We start from the raw sequence: 19,750 nt of genomic DNA, 5'->3' as shown, positions 1-19,750 counted from the left end.
GAATTTAATGTAAACCCTTTCATAATAAAGACATCGGTGAAGCCGAATGAACTTGGGGGAGGTCATTAGGATATGAAGAAAACATGGATGACACTGTTGATTACGGCATGTATGGTTGTGGCGGCAGGGTGTAGCAGTGGCGGAGACAGTGCAGGTGGAAGTACGGGAACAGATACAGGAGGCCAGACAGCAGCCGGTACGGAAACGCCCAAGATTGGTGTCGCCATCTACAAATTCGATGATACATTCATGACGGGTGTACGTAATGCAATGACCGCAGCAGCGGAAGGTATTGCGACTCTGGATATCGTGGACAGCCAGAATGCACAGCCGACCCAGAATGAGAAAGTGGATCTGTTTGTGTCCAAGAAATACAATGCAATGGCCGTGAACCCGGTGGACCGGACGGCGGCAGGTGTCATTATTGACAAGGCCAAGGCAGCGAACATTCCAGTGGTATTCCTCAACCGTGAGCCAGTGGCTGAAGATATGAACAAGTGGGATAAGGTGTACTATGTAGGAGCCAAAGCGGAGGAGTCCGGTACAATCTCTGGGCAGTTGATTGTGGATTACTGGAAAGCACATCCGGAAGCGGACAAAAACGGCGATGGCAAACTGCAATACGTCATGCTGAAAGGGGAACCGGGTCACCAGGATGCAGAGCTTCGGACCAAATATTCGGTTCAGGCGATCCAGGATGCCGGTATCGAAGTGGAAGCACTGGCGGAAGACACGGCGATGTGGGACCGCGTGAAGGGTCAGGAGAAAATGCAGGCGTTCCTGGCTTCCCATGGCGACAAGATTGAAGCCGTTCTTGCGAACAATGATGACATGGCCTTGGGAGCCATTGAGGCATTAAAAGCAGCCGGATACTTCAAGGATGGCAAATCGATGCCGGTTGTAGGTGTGGATGCAACAGCGCCAGCCATCCAGGCTCTACAGGACGGCACGATGCTCGGCACGGTGCTTAATGATGCCAAGAATCAGGGTGCAGCCACGGTGGCACTGGCTTCCGTACTTGCCAAAGGTGAGACACCAACGAAGGAAAATACCAAATACGACATTACAGATGGTAAATACGTCTGGATTGCATACAAAAAGATTACAAAAGACAACATTGCCGACGCCCAATAACAGCACGAGACAGGGACGTCCGACATTCGGGTAGCGTCCCTTTTTTGCCGGTCATATGGAAGGGAGGAACCAAGATGGAGTCACCTTACCTGCTGGAGATGAATGGAGTTTCCAAAGCATTTCCGGGTGTGCAGGCACTAAGTCAGGTCACATTGAAAGTGAAGCCGGGGACGGTTCACGCCTTGATGGGAGAGAATGGAGCGGGCAAATCCACACTTATGAAATGTCTGTTCGGGATGTATCACCCGGATGAAGGAACGATACGCATCGAAGGAAAGGATGTGGATATTCCGAATTCCAAAGCGGCACTTCAGCAAGGGATATCCATGATTCATCAGGAGCTGAATCCGGTCCCGCATCGTCCGGTGATGGAGAATATCTGGCTGGGTCGTTTTCCGATGAGGGGAATACTGGTGGACGAGAAACGGATGTATACCGATACGCTGGCCCTGTTCAAGGACTTGAACCTGGATATTGATCCGAAGGCTCAGGCGGGAACACTGTCTGTCTCCAAGATTCAATCCATGGAGATTGCCAAGGCGGTCTCTTTTCAATCCAAAGTCATCGTCATGGATGAGCCAACTTCTTCCCTGACAGGCAAGGAAGTGGATCAGCTCTTTGCCATTATTAATGAACTGCGTAGTCGCGGCGTATCCATTATCTATATTTCACACAAGATGGAGGAGATCCTGACGATCTCGGATGAAGTGACAATCATGCGTGATGGCTTTGTTGTCGGGACTTGGGATGCTGCGGATCTAACGACAGATCTGATTATTACGCGCATGGTGGGTCGTGATCTGGACGAACGTTTCCCGGAACGGACGAACGTACCCGGTGAAGTGATATTAAAAGCCGAGGGGCTGACATCAAACCAGTCCAAATCGTTTTGTGATGTATCCTTTGAGCTGCGAAAAGGTGAAGTGCTTGGCATTGGCGGCTTGGTTGGAGCACAGCGGACAGAACTGATTGAGTCCTTGTTCGGACTGCGCGGACTCGCTTCAGGTACGATTTCGATTCATGGGCGCAAGGTGAAGATTAACTCCCCCGCAGCAGCGAAGCGTCATAATATTGCGTTGCTCACGGAGGAACGAAGGGTTACAGGGATATTCCCAGTGTTGTCGGTGTATGAGAACACGATCATTGCCAGTCTGGGGCGCTATCGAAATCGCGTGGGCTTGCTGGACGAGAAGAAGGGCCGGGAAGAGGCACGGGAACAGACGCAGAAGTTCAGAACCAAAACGCCTTCAGTTAACACGCTGATTCGCAACCTATCTGGCGGTAATCAACAGAAGGTTCTGCTGGCCCGCTGGTTGCTGACCGACCCGGAGATTCTGCTGCTGGATGAACCGACACGTGGAATCGATGTAGGGGCCAAGTTCGAGATTTACACCATTATTACGGAACTGGCTCGTCAGGGCAAAAGCATTATCATGATTAGCTCGGAGATGCCCGAACTGCTGGGGATGTCGGATCGCATTATGGTGATGAGCGAAGGGCGTCTCACCGGAATCGTGGACGGAGCAGATGCAACAGAGCAGGATATTATGAGGCTGGCCGCGCAGCAGCGGATGGCTTAGTCAGGAGGGAAACAGATGAACACACAGATGATCAATCAAGTGAAACAATATGTAACACAACGCGCCATCTTTATCGTATTGATCCTGCTCATTATTGGTATTGCGATTGCTGATCCGAATTTTCTGGCCTTCTCCACACTGCGGGACATCTTACAGCAGTCCTCCACACGGGCCATTATTGCGCTTGGTGCAGCCTTTATCCTTGTCACGGGCGGGGTCGATCTGTCCGCTGGACGGGTGGTTGGTCTGACGGCGGTTGTATCGGCATCGATGCTGCAAATTGACGAGTATGCAAACCGCTTCTTCCCCGATCTGCCCCACTTATGGGTGGGTCTGCCGATCCTTGTCGGGATTACCGCGGGTCTATTCGTGGGATTGGTAAATGGACTCATTGTCGCCAAATTACATGTGCCTCCTTTTATCGCAACGCTGGGTACGATGGTTGCTGTGTACGGACTGAACTCCATTTATTTTGATACGGAACCCAACCAGTCACAGCCGATCGGAGGATTGAGACCCGATTTCACCGTTATTGGTTCTGGATACATTGATCTGGGCGGCGGTTACTCCATTCCATATATCGTCCTGATTGCCATTGCGGTAGCGTTAATCTGCTGGGTAATCTTTAACAAAACCCGGCTCGGCAAAAACATGTACGCCATCGGTGGCAACATTCAGGCGGCGCATGTATCCGGGATTCATGTAGCACGCAACCTGGTTGCCCTGTATGCCATTGCGGGTGCACTGTATGGTCTGGGTGGTGTGCTTGAAGCGGCTCGAACAGGTGGAGCGACGAACAATTACGGTAACATGTATGAGCTGGATGCCATAGCCGCGTGTGTAGTCGGTGGTGTATCAACGGCGGGTGGTATTGGTACGGTGCCTGGTGTTATGGCTGGGGTGCTGATCTTCGGGGTCATTAACTATGGTCTGACATTTATCGGTGTAAGTCCATACTGGCAGTTGATTATCAAAGGATTGATCATTGTTGCTGCGGTGGCTTTTGATATCCGTAAGTATATGGCGAAGAAATAAGATTAACGTGAAAGGTTACACTGTTGTACTCCGAGTGCAGTACCATCCTCCGATCGCTGTTATCCCCGGATTTTTTGATTCCCTTCTAAAGAAGTGAAAATCCGGGGATAAAGGCGAGGTGTATGCTTCCGATGTAGCTTTCTTTCAGAAAGCTTTTAGCTCCGCTTCTTCAGGTTATTTCTGAGCTCTACGTTATCGTGTAAATAATTTGTTCATCTTATATGGAAAAGCAGCAAAGAAGCCAGCCCTCGGGATATAGAGAGCTGGCTTTAATTGTTTAACCATTGACCATCCAATCGATAACGGGGATAACTGGTCCAATGATGCATAAGAGCAACATAAATCCGGCGACGTTATAAGATACACTGGTACCAAAATGCGCACGATATTTTTTGGCAATCAAGAAGGCTGGAATCCAGAAGAGGGCTGCTACTACAAAAGGAATGTGAAGTCCTTGAGTTCCGTTGCTATAAATCGGTATGTTTATTAAGTTAAAAAGATAATGACTGAACATAAAATTTGCTTTGCCCCATGGAAAGTTAAAGGCAAGGCCCATCGTCAGTACAAGCAGAGATAGCGTTCCGAAGCCCAGTGGTTTTCGTTGTGTTGTCATGTGATATCCTCCATAACTAAGTATTTATCCTAAATTAATCCATTAATGTATTGTACCACAATAATGATCTATGCGAAGAGGAATTGTTTCACTTTTGTTGATTACAATTACATCATATGTCCTATTGCCTTCATAATTTATACATTCATGCGAATTTGACGAGCCTCCACTAATCGACAACATCAGCTAATCATAATCGATATAATACATGTACATAAGTTGTTTGATGTGAGTTTTATGTCAAAGGGGGCGAGGCTGTTTGCTTAGTTACACGATGAAAATGGTGATATTCCCGCTAGGTTGTCTGCTTGTCATTCTGTCCTCTTATGTTCTCAGGCTTACCCCTCATATGGCAATAATGTCACTTTCGGCGACATTATTGGTAGCAAGTATTTATGGGGAGAGACGATATCCTGTGCTGCGAAAGTTTCAGTGGATTTTTCTCGGGATATTCCACTATTTCAGTGAACTCAACTGGTGTAACATGCTGTATTATATGCTCATTATTTCAATGATCCAGGACAAACCACGGTTGGCGCAGACCTTGCCGATTTCGTTGCTGCTTATGCTGCAATATACGGTGATTCGGCTTTCGTATGTGCCTGTAGATACATATGCTTTGCTGGTTTCGTTATTTGATCTGTTAACCTCGGTTGTTATCATTTTTTTGTATCATACCTTAATCAACAGTGAGGTCGAGAAGCGCAGGCTTCGGGAAAAAAATCGGTTCCTGACCTTGCATGATCCGCTTACCGGACTGTTGAATTACGAAGGTTACATGGAGGTGTTACATAAGACAGTAGAAGAGCAACGGTCTTTTTTGCTTGTCCTTTTGAACGTCAATAACTTTAGCGGCTTTAAAAAAGATTCAGAAGATCCTTGGTGTACGGTAATCACAGGTACAGGTCAGATGATCAGCAATCATTTCACCGAAGCCTATGGCATATCCCGGTATGCAGGAGACCGATTTGCGGTCGTTTTGCCGGAGATACAGGATGTGGAAGAACGAATGTCGTCACTGTTATCCGTGCAGCTTCAAGGATTCCAGGTAAGCTACAGCATCTCTCTGTACCCGGAGATGTCGGATTCGTTGCAGCACTTTATGACGGTAGCCGAGGATAGGCTGCTTCAACAACAGCGCAGCAAGTGGCTGAAAAATGAAGAAGAAGTATTTCGTTCCGAAAGACTAAGGGCCGTTGGTGAACTGGCCGCGGGTATGGCTCACGAAATTCGGAACCCGCTTACCGCAATCCGGGGATTCCTGCAGCTGTCCCGGGGACAAGCGTTTAATATCGCGCCATGGTATGAAGTGATTATGGGTGAGGTGACAAGAGTGACCGATCTGACGGCTGAATTTTTGCAGTTTTCCAAACCACATGCCAATCACATGAAGCCGGAACAATTGGGCCACTGCCTTGAGCGGGTAATGTCTTTGACCGAGTCAGATGCGGCATCCCGTGGGCATCGAATTACGCTTGAAATGATTAATGAGCCAGTCGTGATCAACATGGATCGGGATAAGATTGTGCAGGTATTGATCAATCTGATTCGTAACGCTTTTGAAGCAATGACAGACCCTGGTGAGGTTCATATGGATTTGTTGCAGGAAGGAGATGCAGTACTCATTTCAATTACAGATACAGGAAGCGGCATTCCGGAAAATTCGCTATCCACAATCTTTAATCCCTTTTATACAACCAAAGAAGAAGGTACGGGACTTGGACTTGCACTTTGCCAGAAAATCGTTCAGGATCACAATGGTAAAATTACCGTCCATAGCGAAATGGGGGTTGGTTCCACCTTCACGCTTCATCTGCCCATGGAGACGTAAATCGTATAACTGACCCAGAGATAGCAATTAAATAGTCATTAAATAAAATCAAAAAAACGCCGCATGGGTCCTGAAGAACCCCGTGCGGCGTTTAATATTTCGATTAACTAATGTGTGGATTCCACATCGGTTCAGATCATTTTTGCTATATAAGAGTGTGTCTGCAATTTCAAGTAAGCGATATGATGATGGAGGTCAGCGTATAAAAGTCTGAAGTTCAAGCGTGGCTGATCCTGGCGAATGGGTAGTCGACTATCTAAGGAACATAGGACGTCTTATTTGGCCTTCAGGTCCTCACTTTAATTTGTAAGAAACTTCAGACACGTTATTTCCCAAATCTCATGAAAAAAACGCTGAAAAGGGTTGTTTGTTTGATTATAACGTCTCTCAGGTTCTTTAGATTTCTGAGGGAGCTTTAAAAGCTTGAATAAGACGCCTCAGATTCGTTAGCTTACGCTCTTGCTCTGCTCCAACCGCGAGCTGGACGATGTCCTCCAATTCCGCCCGGCACGGAGCAGAGCTTTTCATTTGGAATAGAGAAACTCCGCTTTTACGGCGTCCTGATTGTTTACTCGCACAAGAAGGAAATGTTCTCCCCACATTCAGGATAGAGCGCACTTGTTTGCTCCGTAAGCGCTAAGGTCCGCTTCGGCATGGAGTAGCTTTGCAGACACGCTTTAGTTCGACTTATTGAGCTGTCCCTGATGTAACTGATAGTAGAATCCTTGTTGCTGCATCAACTCGTCATGGCTTCCCCGTTCAGCAATCTGTCCATCATCAATGACGAGAATCTGATCGGCTTCACGAATCGTGCTCAGTCTGTGGGCGATGACAAAGCTGGTCCGGTCTTTCATTAATGTGCGCATCGCTTCCTGGATCTTCATCTCTGTACGCGTATCAATGCTGCTCGTTGCTTCATCCAGAATAAGAATGGCCGGATCAGCCAGAATTGCCCGGGCAATGGTCAGCAGTTGTCGTTGTCCCTGACTCAGGTTGCTTCCCCCGGAAATGATGGGGGTATCGTAGCCCTGTGGCAGTTTGCGGATGAACGAATGTGCATTCGCCAGCTCAGCCGCTTGTCTGATCTGTTCATCCGTTGCGTCCGGCTTGCCGTAGGCGAGATTTTCGCGAATGGTACCCGAGAACAGGTATGCATCCTGAAGTACAATGCCGAGTTGTCGACGGAGTTGATCCTTCTCCAGTTCAGAGATGTCACATCCATCGATGGTAATCCGTCCGCCTGTGATCTCGTAGAAACGGGGTAACAGGTTGATAATGGTTGTTTTGCCTGCGCCGGTGGGTCCAACAAGTGCAATCATCTCCCCAGGTTTTGCAGTAAAACTAACCTTCTTGAGAATGTCTCGCTCCGCACTGTACCCGAAGGAGACGTCTTCAAATACAACTTTGCCTTGAATCTGATCCAGTTGTTTCTTCTGTTCCTCCACGTATTCGCCAGGTGTATCCATGATGTGGAACACACGTTCAGCACCTGCGATTGCAGCCTGAATCAAATTGTACTGATTGGCCAGATCGTTGAGCGGCCGCTCAATCTGGCGGGAGTAAGCGAGAAAGCTGACGATTAGTCCGATGGATGTCAGATCATGATAAGCCATCCATCCACCTACAGAAGCCAGTATGGCAAACCCGATATTGTTCATCACGTTCATCGTAGGTCCAACCAAACCCGAAACGGTCTGGGCCTGTGTGCTGGATGTACGCAGTTTCTCATTCAGGTTCTGAAAATGCTGATGTGCTTGATCCTGACGGTTATAAGCCGCTACGACTTTTTGTCCAGCAATGGTCTCCTGAGCATATCCATTAAGTTCACCGAGTAACTTCTGCTGGGCGGTGAAGTGTTTACGTGTTCTCGAAGCGATCAGGCGAGTGGCGATGGTGATCAACGGTACAGTTATCAGACTGAGCAGGGTAAGCCGAACATCCAGTGCAAACATGATCGACAAGGAGCCAACGAGCAGGATGGCACTGGACATCAATTGGGTCACGCTTTGATTCAGCGTTGTAGATACGTTATCGACATCATTGGTGGCCCGGCTCATCAGATCCCCGCTTTGATTTTTATCAAAAAAGCTGACAGGCAGCTCTTGTAGTCGGGAGAACAACGCATGTCGCAGATCTTTAACGGTCAGTTGGGACACCCCAATCATGACATAGGATTGCGCCCACATCAGCAGTGAGCCAAGGACATAAACACTCAGCAAGAGGAGACATTCCTTCAGCAAACCCGCTGTTACTTTGGGCACAATATGTTCGTTAACGGCACGGCCGAGAAGGTAAGGTCCTGCCAGATTAAGCAGTGTTCCAAGAGCCGTCAGCACTAATGCAGCAATGACTCCTTTGCGATGACGTCCCATGTATGACCATACCCGGATGAGGGCGTGGCGTGCATTTTTGGCCCTGACTTTGGGAACAGGTCCTCTGCCCGCTGGTCCGGGTCTTCCTATCGGAGGCACGACGGTTTGTTGAATGGAGGAAGATGCAGGTTTAGCCAAATTGAACATCCTCCTTCCGTTGCTGCGAATAATAGATCGCTTGGTAGTGTGATGAATGAGCCATAAGGTCATCATGTGTGCCCCTGGCAACGATCTGTCCTTCATCAATGACATATATACAGTCCGCATCCTTCACGGAAGAGATCCGCTGTGCAATCAAAAAGGTCGTGCTGTCTTTCATCAAGGTCTGCAAAGCCTTCTGAATACTCGCTTCCGTACGCAGATCCACAGCACTGGTGCTATCATCCAGAATCAGCACTTCCGGTCGCATAAGCAGGGCGCGTGCAATGGAAATACGCTGTTTCTGCCCACCGGACAGATTGACCCCGCGCTGACCCAGTTCCGTGTCATACCCGTCTTTCAGTTTCATAATAAAATCATCCGCTGCCGCAGCTTGTGCCGCAGCACGCAATTCAGCATCCGTTGCACCGGGCCTGCCGAAGCAAATGTTATCCCGGATGCTGCCGCTGAAGAGGATGGATTCCTGTAGCACAATGGATACACAGCTGCGAAGATCCTGAAGATCCCAGTTGCGAACGTTCACTCCATTCACGAGCACTTCACCCTGCGAAGCATCGTATAGACGGGGAATCAGCTGCACCAGCGAGGTTTTGCCTGAACCTGTTGAACCGATCAAGGCCACTTTCTCACCTGGACGAGCTATCAGGTTAATGCCGGTAAGTGCATGGTCTCCGTCATAACGGAAAGATACGTCTCTGAACTCCACTTGACCGTCTGTGCGTGAGGAAAGGGAAGACGTTTGGTATGAATTCTGATCACGGGCAGACGGGGTTGACTGTACATTCCCGGAGTTGTCGGTTCCCGATTGGATATCCGGCTGTGTATGTAACACCTCGTTGATCCGGGCAGCAGATACCTTGGCGCGGGAGAAACTCATCATCATCATGCCGATCGACGTGAGGGAAGAGAGTACAACCGTGACATAGTTGATAAAAGCAATCAGATCTCCGGCAGCAATATCGCCTCCCACTACCTGGAAACCTCCAAACCACAGCACCGCTACAATGGTAGCGTTCAGCATCAGGCTGAGCACGGGTGCATTCAGCGTTACAATACGCCAGGCTTTGACGGCGGTTGTAGTGTAATCTTCGTTGGATTGCTTGAACCGTTTTTTCTCCAGACGTGTACGTGCAAACGCCTTGACGACACGAATGCCGGCAAGATTCTCCTGAAGCACAGCGTTGACCTGATCAAGCTTGCTCTGCACACTGGCGAACAGCGGATAGGATGCTTTTATCAGAATAAATAAAATAATAAACAGTACGGGTACAGTCAGAATAAGAATGAGTGCCAGCTTCACACTGATCGTAAACGCCATGATGATACTACCGATGATCAGCATCGGCGAACGGATAAACATCCGCAGCAGCATCTGTACAAAGGTCTGCATCTGCGTAATGTCACTGGTCAGACGAGTGATCAGAGATCCTTCCTGAAATGTATCCAGATTACGGAAAGAGAAGGTCTGGATATGGTCGAACAGCTCCTGACGCAGATCTGTGCCGTATCCAACTGCAGCTTTGCTTGAATAGAGTGTACAGCCTGCGCCGCCAACCCAGCCGATTAACGCAACAAGTAGCATGATCAGACCTGTAGTCACGATATGGGGGAGGTTCCCTGCAAGCACACCATCATCCACGATGCTGGACATCAGCTTGGGCTGGAGCAGGTCCATGGTTACCTCAAGTACCATGAGCAGCGGGGCGATGATCGCCGCCGACTTATACGGGGTCAAGAATCGTTTTAACGTCCACAATTAGGAAATCACCTCAGTTTTCATTGCTTAAGTGAATCAATTGGTGCGATGTTGCCAGTCTGCATCAACTCAGGATTCACGCAGGTTTTGGAGCATACGCTGTGCAAGCAGAGACATGATCCTGGATTCTTCCGGTGTAAAATCTTTCTGGGCCTGCTGTTCCAACTCCTGAATCACTTCTCTCAATTCTTGTAACGCGGAGCGCCCCTGATCCGTCAGATAGACCCGCAGACTGCGCAGATCCTTCGGGTCTGCTTCGCGTCTCACATAACCGGATGTTTCCATGCGCTTAAGCATGACGGTCACCGTAGCGGGACTGCGCTGAAGTTGTTCGGCCAGATTTTTCTGGGATTGGCCATCTTCCCGTTCAAGCTGGAACAACAAAGGGGGCTGCCCCGGATATAACTCGGGGTGGTTCACAAGTTTCTCATGAACCTTGTAACGTTTTAGTTTCACGAGTTCGGATAGCTGTCCCATTAACCGATCGTTTTGGACTGGGTTCATATCATCTACTCCATTTCTACCTTCATTCCATCTTCTCGATACTGAATACCAGACTTTTTGAATACGCACATTTAGTTAGTCGACTAACTAAATCTTAAGTTTGATTTGACATATCGTCAAGTGAATACAGATCATTTATTTTGGACTGGAAATATTGACCTAAGATAAAATGATGTGATAAATTGATATTATCTAATTGTTAATAACATATTGTTAATAACAGAATGGAGTTTGTATATTATGACTTACGAAGGTTCCTTTGGAGGAAAAGCACCCGATTACCGGGAGCATCAGGATCAGATACATATCAGTGAACAACAGTTTCTGGAAACGTATAATGCTGGTGATTACGAACGTCCTTCCGTCACCGTGGACATGTTGGTCTTTACGATACGCAGTGAGGCTCAGGAGAACTATCGCAAGCTCGCGGAACCCGAACTCCAGTTACTGCTGATCCGGCGGGGTGGCCATCCCTATCTGGGACAGTGGGCGTTACCGGGTGGATTTGTCTCCATGCAGGAATCATTGGAAGATGCTGCTCGGCGGGAATTGTTGACGGAGACGGGGCTGGATGATATTTATCTGGAGCAACTGTACACCTGGGGAGATGTGGAGCGAGATCCGCGTACACGGGTCATCAGCTGTTCCTATATGGCGCTGGTGGATAGCAGCGAGTTGGAGCTTCAGGCTGGCGATGATGCCAGTGAGGCCAATTGGTTTCGGGTGGAACAGCGACTTCTGGAAGAGAAACGCCATATCCATGAGCGTGGACGTGTGACAGAACGCAGGCTGCAGTTGATTTTGACCAATGGAACAGAAGAGTTATCGGCAATTGTTGAGACGAAAGAAACAATAGAAGGAAAAGTACGGAGCCATCGTTTGACGTTGGGGGAGGTTCAGGGGATTGCATTTGATCATGCCAAGATCATTCATTATGCGCTTGAACGTCTGCGATCCAAGATCGAGTACACGGATATTGCATTTAATCTGATGCCGGAGACGTTTACGCTGACTGCACTTCAGAAAGTACATGAGATCATCAGTGGCAAAAAACTGCTGGCTGCCGCTTTCCGGCGCAAAATCGCCGATTGGGTCATTGAGACAGGAGAGTATGCGAGCAGTGCCGGTCATCGACCATCACGCTTATACAGATTGAATCCAGAGAGACAGAACTTATAGAAGATGGTGTGCATCACTGAAATCGAATGAAGTCATTCAAGATGTTTGCGGGATGATTGCATACATGAGGAGCATGTAAAGAGGGGATATGGATGGAAAAGTTTACGTTTTTCTGGCGGACTGCATCTCCGTTCTCACAGTGGCACCCGGCGGATTTTACCGTGAACGGGATTCACTACACGAGTGCGGAGCAATACATGATGCACCAGAAAGCGCTGCTGTTTGGCGATCATACCATCGCAGACAAGATTCTGAAGGCAAGCTCTGCTTCGGTACAAAAAAAGCTAGGCAGACAGGTTGCAGGCTTCGACCAGACTTTATGGGAAGCTGAGTGCCAGCGCATCGTTTACGAGGGTAATTTGGCCAAATTTACACAAAACGAAGAACTGCTAACCGCGTTGCGTGCTACTCGTGGAACGACCCTAGTGGAAGCAAGCCCGGATGATCGCATCTGGGGTGTGGGACTGGCGGAGGAAGACCCGCATATTCGTAATAGAAGAACATGGCGGGGAACCAACTGGCTGGGTGAGATTTTGACCCGTCTAAGAGAAGATATAGGATGTGATTCAGATGAGTGATCAACAACAGGATATAAACAATAGCAGTGGGCGATACAGCAACAACAGTAAACTCGATAGATCAAGTGGTATTGCCGGCTCCAATCCACGTACTATTCGGGCTAATATCGCACAGCAGACGTTGGCTATTTTGGATGAAGGGAAATACGTAAATGGGTATGATCGCAAGGTTGAGATAGGTACCGATGTGCAGCAAGCCATCCGAAATTCGGTGTTATACCGTCCAGCAGAATTGTCCGCGCTCAGAGAAAAGCTTCGTACAGAAGCTTACGTTGGAATTCAACCCACGGCCCCATCCGCTGGAGTTGAGGCTGCACCGGGTCGCATTGAAGTTACTGGCGAGACTACACTTGGAGCTGCTTTACGTTTGACGGTAGCTGAAGGAAGAGAAGATGTGGTCTGTCTGAACTTTGCATCGGCGAAAAATCCTGGCGGCGGTTTCCTAGGCGGAAGTCAGGCACAGGAAGAGAGTCTGGCCCGAGCGACAGGACTATACCCGTGCATCGCCCAAATGGATGAAATGTACGATTACAATCGCAAACAGCGATCGGGTCTCTATTCGAATTATATGATCTATTCACCGGATGTTCCGGTGATCCGGGATGACGAAGACCGATTGCTGGACAAATATTATGTATCATCATTCATTACTGCGCCAGCGGTGAATGCGGGTGTGGTGAAAGAGCGTGGAGAAGCGGATGATCTACAGATTGAGTCCGTGATGAAGGAACGTATTCGTTATATTCTGGATGTGGCTGTTTCCAGCGGTCACCGTACGATTGTTCTGGGCGCGTACGGTTGCGGCGTATTTCGTAATGAACCGGCAGTGGTGGCGAAGTATTTTCATGATGTGTTAGTTGGAGAGGGATTTAAGGACTCCTTTGAACGAATTGTATTTGCGGTATATGATCGATCCGCAGGTCAGAGAACTTTAAAGGCATTTCAACGTTTTTTGGCAGAGGGCTAATTAAGTAGAACAAAGGATGTAGCTTGAAGAAGGAAGCAGGACAAAAGGAGATGAATGCGATGCAGTTTCATGAGAGAGAACAGGATTTATTTGAACTGGGGGATGAGTACACGCTTGCGCACTGCATATCAGCTGATGCAAGGATGGGCAAGGGCATTGCAGTACAGTTTCGCCAGCGATTCGGTTTGGAGGATCTTCAAGAACAGGCGGGACAAGAGCCACTTGAGATTGGACGATGTTATCCGGTAGGACGGACGCTGAATCTGGTCACCAAGGCCAAGTTCTCCAATAAGCCGACGTATCAATCGTTGACTAATGCGGTAGAATCCATGCGAGACGTGTGTGTGAAGGATGGTATTACGAAACTGGCGATGCCCCGAATAGGATGCGGGTTGGACAGACTGAAATGGGAGAAAGTCAGTCCGATTATCCAGGAAACTTTTGCCGATACGGATGTTGAGATCATTATCTGTACACTATGAGCGCACCTGGTGGAAGAGGATGGACTGCAGCTTGCTGGCAGATCCAACGCAAAAAACCTCAGCTTTGAGGGGAATACACCGTAAGTATCATTCATACCTACGCTGTTCCAATTCAAAGTGAGGTTTTTTATTGTTTTTTATAGATGATAGGTATCAGATGTATCGGACACTTTATTTTTTGGAGAACATTTCTTTGGCTTCATCCATGGCCATTTTATTACCGATCGATGAGTAATCGAGCCAAGGTTGTGCTCCAATCGGGTAGACGTGACCGGCTTTGACTGCTTTCAGACCTTGCCAGATCGGATTATTTTGCAGCTCCTTAAACATGGTCTGGGCTTCATCATCCGAATTCACAACCACAAAGATTGCATCTGCATCATAGTCCGGCAATATTTCACGGGAGACGACTTGATACGGTTTAGTCGAATCGATATCTGTAATCCCTTTGGCAGGAGTCAGACCGAGATCCTCATACAAAATGGGACCCATGGGACGGCGTGTACTGAACACACGTAATTCCTTGGCAGTAACACGGATCGCCATTACTGTTCCATCACCAATCGTGTCTTGAATCAGAGATTTCACTTCTTCCGTTTCGGTCGCGTAGTCCTGAATGTATTGATCGGCTTCCTTCTCGCGATTCACGAGTTTGCCAATGTCTTTCAGATGATCGCGCCATGTACCGTCATCCAGATTGAAGACATGCACCGGAGCAATTTTTTCGAATTTGGCAATATCACCACCGGAGAATTCTTCGTCCAGATAGATCACATCGGGTTTCAGGGCAAGCAAAGCTTCCATATCCGGGTCTTTAACCGGACCAAGTGGCGTTGTATTTTGAAGTTGATCAGCAACATGGGACAGGAAGCCTTTGGCTTCGCCACCGATAACGGAACCAACTGGAGTAATACCGAGAGACAGCAGATCATTGGTCAGATGGATCGACATGGAGGCAATACGTGGCTCTCCTGAACTTGCACTGTTGTCCTGATTTTTGCTTGAAGTATCCGTGGACGATCCGTCAGAAGCAGATGATGAATTATTGGCCGTTCCACAGGCTGCGAGCACAAGCACCAGACAGATACTCATGACAAGCATAAGATTTTTCTTTAACATGGGTAGTCACATTCTCCTTGAACATCTCTTGGATGTCTTTATTGTTTTTTGAAAAAAAAGATCACTTGCTTCGTACTAAAAGGTACAAAAAGTAAGGTGCACCAATCGCAGCAACCACCACGCCTGCCGGAATGGCGTTAGGCTGAAAGATCGTTCGCCCGATCGTATCGGCGGTCACCAGAATAACCATACCGATGAGTCCGGCAGCAGGGATCAGATGCCGATGCATCGGACCGACAAGCCTGCGCGCCAGATGTGGCGCTGCCAGACCGATAAAGCCGATCCCGCCAGCCATCGATACACTAACGGCAGACAAGGCCACGGCGCAGAGCAGCAAAATAATACGCTGGGATCGGACAGGTGTCCCGATACTGGTTGCGGCAGCATCTCCAAGATTGAAGGCATCGAGCGTTTTGGATCGACTCCAGATGTACGAGATACATAACACCACCCAAGGAAGCAATGCTTGCACATGAATCCAATCCCGGCCCCAGACGCTACCTGCCAACCAGCGAGCGGCAAACGAATAGGTGTCTTCATCCAGACGCAGGGATAGGTAGAGTGTCAACGCATGGAACCCGGCCGCTACCGCGATTCCCACCAGAATCAGCTTAATGGGTGATACGCCGTTGTGCCGATCATAGGACAGCAGCATGATGATCAGAGCGGCGGCAACACTGCCTGCAAAAGCAAACAACGGAATTAACAAGGCTACAGAGCCATCCATTGTAAAGGAGAGACTAACAAACACCATTAGTCCAAATGCTGCCCCCGCATGTAATCCCAGAATACCCGGGTCCGCCAGTGGATTGCGGGTAATCCCTTGCAGGGCTGCTCCAGCAATACCAAGTCCTGCTCCGGCCAGTACAGTTACAAGGATGCGAGGAAGTCGGTAATCAAACAGTACAATCTGATCATCCGAACTGCCATTACCAAACAAAGTCTGTAACACAGCCACTGGGGAGAGACGAATGGTTCCCGTGTTCAGGCTGATCACAATAACGGCAATGGCGATGCAGAGCAGCGTGATACTGACAACTATCGAACGTTTACCTCGTGAGGGTGTATTAAAATTCATCGCTACAAGGCCCTCCTTTCTTTACGGGCCAGATAGAGGAAGAACGGTACACCGACAAAAGCGACCATAATGCCTACCGCGAGTTCCTCGGGCGGGTTCACGATGCGTGATCCCAGATCGGCGAGCACCAGTAATATCGCTCCAAGCAGAGAAGACATCGGAATGATGAGTCGATAATCCACACCCACCAGTTTGCGTGAGATATGGGGGATGACAAGTCCGACAAATCCAATCGAGCCTACTGCCGACACGGACACACCAGCCAGCACAACAACCGCTGCGAGGGCAAGAAACCTCGTCCAGCGCAGGTTGATCCCGAGATTAATCGCCACTTCTTCACCGAGTGACATAAGCGATACACGCCGGGCGAGTGGCATGATCAGTACTAGTGTGGCGAGCAGCACGGGAAGAATCAGCTTGAGATGCCGCCATTCTATTCCGCCAAAACCTCCCGCATACCAGAAGGCCAGATCCTGACTCAGGTCAAAATAAATGGCAACTCCTGTGCTGAGCGAGGTTAACATGGCTGCAATAACGGCTCCGGCAACGGTCAGTCTGATGGAATTCAGACCACCAGGTGCTGCCATTCCAAGCAGGAAGATAAGCAGTGTGCCGAGAACAGCCCCCAGGAATGATAAAAACATAATCCAGCCGTACGGCAGTCCGGGCCAAAAGGCAAAGCTCAGTGCTACGACAAAAGTGGCTCCAGCATTGATGCCCAGAATGCCCGTGTCTGCCAGCGGATTACGCGTAATACCTTGCATTAAAGCTCCTGCAACGGCAAAGGCAGCACCGATAATAACCGCGGCAAGGACACGAGGCAGCCGCAGTTCATGAATAATCTGATGTGGTGTCAAAGCTGGGTTGTACTGAAATATGGCAGCCCATACGGTTTCCAGCGTTAACCCTTTGGCACCTAAAGAGATTGCGACAAACATACTTAGCAGCAGTATGGCTATGCCAGACAAAAACGTCAGCCCAACGGTCACTGCAGATTTTTTTGAATTAGACGGACGATGTGGCAGTCCCGGATGTTGAATACGGGTCACTCCTTTGGTACCAACAACGCATTTCATTGTTATTGATTATCATTATCAATTAGTGATCATTATAGAATCTTAATTCAGGCCCGTACATGGCATAAATTAAGATTCTGGAGATGGACATTTTTTAGATTACAAAAGTGAAGGTTTGTTCGTCAACATAGAGAGCGCTTCATCGAGCTGGATGTTGATGGAATATGGAGCATATACGACCCATGAGTTCCAGTCGATGAGATGTACACGTCCGTTTTTTACCGCAGGATGGCTGTTCCACAGTGGATTCGAAGCCATCTCTTTCAACAGTGTTGCCTTTTCATGCATAGAATTAATCGCCAGTACTAGCACATCTGCCTCCAGTCCTTCCCATTCCCCTGGTGTGAAGGGCAGCCAGTTGAATCCAACGCCGGGAGATTTGCCAGCCAGTTCGGTCTGAATCCGCTGAGGAGCGGCCAATTGCAAGGTTCGATAAAAGACATGTCCGAAGTTGCGATGGCTGTACATCCGTGGACCTTTAGGCGTTAACGTGCCAACGGCAACGGTGATGTCCCCGACGAATTCCTTGATTTTTTTGCGTGCACGCTCTGCCTTGCGTTCATGTCGATCCAGCCAATCTGTCGCTGCTTGGGTACGATCCACAATGGATGCAATCTGATGCAGATGACCAAATACGTCTGTCTGGTTCCAGGGAATCGTGATGATGGGGGCGACATCGCCAATGTGCTCCATGGCTTTTGCTGCTGCATTATCCTTGGTCAGAATCAATTCAGGATTTACATCCAGGAATGCCTGACGTCCCTGTTCCCACGGTTCATAAGCGTGGAAGGGTAGCGCCAACGATTTGGGCATATGAGGCAGGTGGCCCTGAATCTGAGCTGCACATGGCGTGATGCCAAGTGTCATCAGGTGATCCGTGTATGGATAGGAGAGCGACACGATATTCCGGTGGACCTGCTTCGAATAGGAAGTTGGCGCATAACCAGCATGGTTCCGGAAACGTCTGCTGAAATAGAATTCGTCACGGTAACCCACTTCACGAGCCACATCACGGATACGCAGATCGGAAGTGAGCAGCAATTCCTTGGCCCGGTTCATACGCAGATGAGTGATGTATTCAATCGGATTCTTCTGCATGCGGCTCTTGAATAGCTGTGAGTAATAAGATGGATGCATTTCAGCCAGTTCAGCCAACTTTTCCAGCTTGATCTCGTGCATGTAGTTTTCGCGCATGTATTGCAGGGTGGACCTGAGCCACTGTTCGGGTTCATCCTGTCCAGCCACTACGTCAGTCTGGTCTTCTTGAGGCCAGAGTATATGTAACAGTTCTGTCAGGAGGAGCTGTGCCTTCAGGCCTGTTTCCAAACCTTCGTTGGTTAATTGTGTAAGCTGTGCGGCAATGCGCTGTATACCGTAAAATGGGCCCTGAATCCAGCCTGTAACAGGTGAACTGAGCTCACGTTCGTAGATTCGTCTGGCTTTTGTCTTCTCCGTAGCCCGATACAGATCAAAGTGAATGATATACAGTTCAATATCATGGTCTTCATCTCCGATCAGTTCAATTGCAGTTCCTGGTGTGCACAGACAAGCTGATTTGCGAACCACGTGGGATTCGGTCTCATTCATGATCAGTTGGCCTGTGAATTTGTGCATGTATATGAAGGTATGATGAGCTAGCTCAGTTGTGGACCAGCGCCATTTCCCACGGGTTATTATATGTTCTGCCTGACGAAGTTCAATCAGGGTATCATTCAGGAAGGCATCCAGGCCTGCCCGGGTTGAGGATTCCTTTTCTACATTGGGACTTGTCTGCTGATGTAACATGTGTGGATTCATGCCGCTGTGGGTGGTACCGGGAATGGTAGTCATGGTGCTATGCGACCTCCTCTCTTTTGAACAGTTAGGTAATGATTGAATCTGGAACTTACCATATTTTCTTGGACCTGAAGGTCTTTCTTGAACGTCTATTGATGCGTTTCGCATGATATTATGATTACTGGCAGCCTTGTCAAAAGCGCGTTTGCAGTATAGTCAGATGTTTTATGAATAGCACACGGGTATGATCCCGTTATCAGATGTGATCGATAGTTTAACCAGATTGTCGCTAGTTACAAGTATGTTTAGGGACAAGACTTCTTGGCCCTAGTCTGCTGATAATCTTAGCAAATCTACTGGAGAATTGAAATGTACACAGATATGTTCGAGGCCCTGATGAGCTTGAATTCTATTGAAAGCACATAATCGAAATCGTTTTCTGACGTAAGCGTTTCTTTTTGGTAAAATAAAGGGGATAACATGTTGGCCTGATCTGAATCATGAACCTTTT

16 protein-coding genes are annotated in these 19,750 nt (G+C 48.5%); 8 read left to right on the top strand and 8 right to left on the bottom strand.

Annotated elements, in window-relative coordinates; all coding sequences use genetic code 11:
• The first annotated feature begins 72 nt into the window (after positions 1-72).
• From MHI14_RS25620 to mglC, 3 genes are all read left to right on the top strand, one after another.
• Positions 73-1,134, top strand: a complete 1,062-nt coding sequence (locus tag MHI14_RS25620) for a galactose ABC transporter substrate-binding protein (RefSeq protein ID WP_036672480.1) — start codon at positions 73-75, stop codon at positions 1,132-1,134.
• A gap of 74 nt (positions 1,135-1,208) precedes the next feature.
• Positions 1,209-2,714 (top strand): sugar ABC transporter ATP-binding protein, encoded by a 1,506-nt coding sequence (locus MHI14_RS25615; protein ID WP_341131520.1) that lies wholly within the window; start codon positions 1,209-1,211, stop codon positions 2,712-2,714.
• A 15-nt stretch (positions 2,715-2,729) separates the two neighbouring features.
• Complete coding sequence (gene mglC / locus MHI14_RS25610; protein ID WP_017690326.1) at positions 2,730-3,749, top strand: galactose/methyl galactoside ABC transporter permease MglC; 1,020 nt, start codon at positions 2,730-2,732, stop codon at positions 3,747-3,749.
• 277 nt (positions 3,750-4,026) lie between these two features.
• Here mglC and MHI14_RS25605 read toward each other — a convergent pair whose 3' ends face one another.
• On the bottom strand, positions 4,027-4,362 hold the full coding sequence (locus tag MHI14_RS25605; protein ID WP_105600891.1) for a hypothetical protein: 336 nt from the start codon (positions 4,360-4,362) through the stop codon (positions 4,027-4,029).
• A 274-nt stretch (positions 4,363-4,636) separates the two neighbouring features.
• Here MHI14_RS25605 and MHI14_RS25600 point away from each other — a divergent pair, with 274 nt between their 5' ends.
• The gene (locus tag MHI14_RS25600; RefSeq protein WP_240768252.1) at positions 4,637-6,193 is read left to right on the top strand and encodes an ATP-binding protein; all 1,557 of its coding nucleotides are present in this window, start codon (positions 4,637-4,639) and stop codon (positions 6,191-6,193) included.
• A 677-nt stretch (positions 6,194-6,870) separates the two neighbouring features.
• Here the strand turns inward: MHI14_RS25600 and MHI14_RS25595 are convergent.
• The 3 genes from MHI14_RS25595 to MHI14_RS25585 all read right to left on the bottom strand — a co-directional run bounded on the left by MHI14_RS25595 (position 6,871) and on the right by MHI14_RS25585 (position 10,984).
• A complete protein-coding gene (locus MHI14_RS25595) occupies positions 6,871-8,712 on the bottom strand; it encodes an ABC transporter ATP-binding protein (protein WP_341131760.1) in 1,842 nt (613 codons plus the stop codon).
• Positions 8,696-10,480 carry an ABC transporter ATP-binding protein gene (locus MHI14_RS25590; protein WP_341131519.1) on the bottom strand — a complete coding sequence of 595 codons (1,785 nt, stop codon included), beginning with the start codon at positions 10,478-10,480 and terminating at the stop codon, positions 8,696-8,698. Before MHI14_RS25590 ends, MHI14_RS25595 begins: the two co-directional genes overlap by 17 nt.
• A 69-nt stretch (positions 10,481-10,549) precedes the next feature.
• A complete protein-coding gene (locus MHI14_RS25585) occupies positions 10,550-10,984 on the bottom strand; it encodes a MarR family winged helix-turn-helix transcriptional regulator (RefSeq protein WP_249911652.1) in 435 nt (144 codons plus the stop codon).
• A gap of 240 nt (positions 10,985-11,224) precedes the next feature.
• Between MHI14_RS25585 and MHI14_RS25580 the strand changes: the two genes are divergently transcribed.
• From MHI14_RS25580 to MHI14_RS25565, 4 genes are all read left to right on the top strand, one after another.
• Positions 11,225-12,163 carry an NUDIX hydrolase gene (locus MHI14_RS25580; RefSeq protein ID WP_249911651.1) on the top strand — a complete coding sequence of 313 codons (939 nt, stop codon included), beginning with the start codon at positions 11,225-11,227 and terminating at the stop codon, positions 12,161-12,163.
• A gap of 92 nt (positions 12,164-12,255) precedes the next feature.
• Positions 12,256-12,741 (top strand): NADAR family protein, encoded by a 486-nt coding sequence (locus tag MHI14_RS25575; RefSeq protein WP_289391340.1) that lies wholly within the window; start codon positions 12,256-12,258, stop codon positions 12,739-12,741.
• Positions 12,734-13,708: a TIGR02452 family protein gene (locus tag MHI14_RS25570; protein ID WP_341131518.1), complete on the top strand. Its 975-nt coding sequence runs from the start codon at positions 12,734-12,736 to the stop codon at positions 13,706-13,708. Before MHI14_RS25575 ends, MHI14_RS25570 begins: the two co-directional genes overlap by 8 nt.
• 23 nt (positions 13,709-13,731) lie before the next feature.
• A complete protein-coding gene (locus MHI14_RS25565) occupies positions 13,732-14,190 on the top strand; it encodes a macro domain-containing protein (RefSeq protein WP_341131517.1) in 459 nt (152 codons plus the stop codon).
• 171 nt (positions 14,191-14,361) lie between these two features.
• On the opposite strand, the gene MHI14_RS25560 is transcribed toward MHI14_RS25565, so the two are convergent.
• The 4 genes from MHI14_RS25560 to MHI14_RS25545 form a co-directional block, all read right to left on the bottom strand.
• Positions 14,362-15,309: an iron-hydroxamate ABC transporter substrate-binding protein gene (locus tag MHI14_RS25560; RefSeq protein WP_289391343.1), complete on the bottom strand. Its 948-nt coding sequence runs from the start codon at positions 15,307-15,309 to the stop codon at positions 14,362-14,364.
• Between the two features lie 61 nt (positions 15,310-15,370).
• Complete coding sequence (locus tag MHI14_RS25555; RefSeq protein ID WP_091034232.1) at positions 15,371-16,387, bottom strand: FecCD family ABC transporter permease; 1,017 nt, start codon at positions 16,385-16,387, stop codon at positions 15,371-15,373.
• 2 nt (positions 16,388-16,389) lie between these two features.
• Positions 16,390-17,463 carry a FecCD family ABC transporter permease gene (locus MHI14_RS25550; RefSeq protein WP_341131516.1) on the bottom strand — a complete coding sequence of 358 codons (1,074 nt, stop codon included), beginning with the start codon at positions 17,461-17,463 and terminating at the stop codon, positions 16,390-16,392.
• A 99-nt stretch (positions 17,464-17,562) separates the two neighbouring features.
• Positions 17,563-19,293, bottom strand: coding sequence for an AraC family transcriptional regulator (locus MHI14_RS25545; protein WP_341131515.1), 1,731 nt, complete (start codon positions 19,291-19,293; stop codon positions 17,563-17,565).
• Positions 19,294-19,750: the final 457 nt, after the last annotated feature.

This window comes from Paenibacillus sp. FSL K6-2393 (assembly GCF_038002545.1).
Lineage (GTDB): Bacteria > Bacillota > Bacilli > Paenibacillales > Paenibacillaceae > Paenibacillus.
This window is presented reverse-complemented; position numbering and strand designations above follow the sequence as displayed.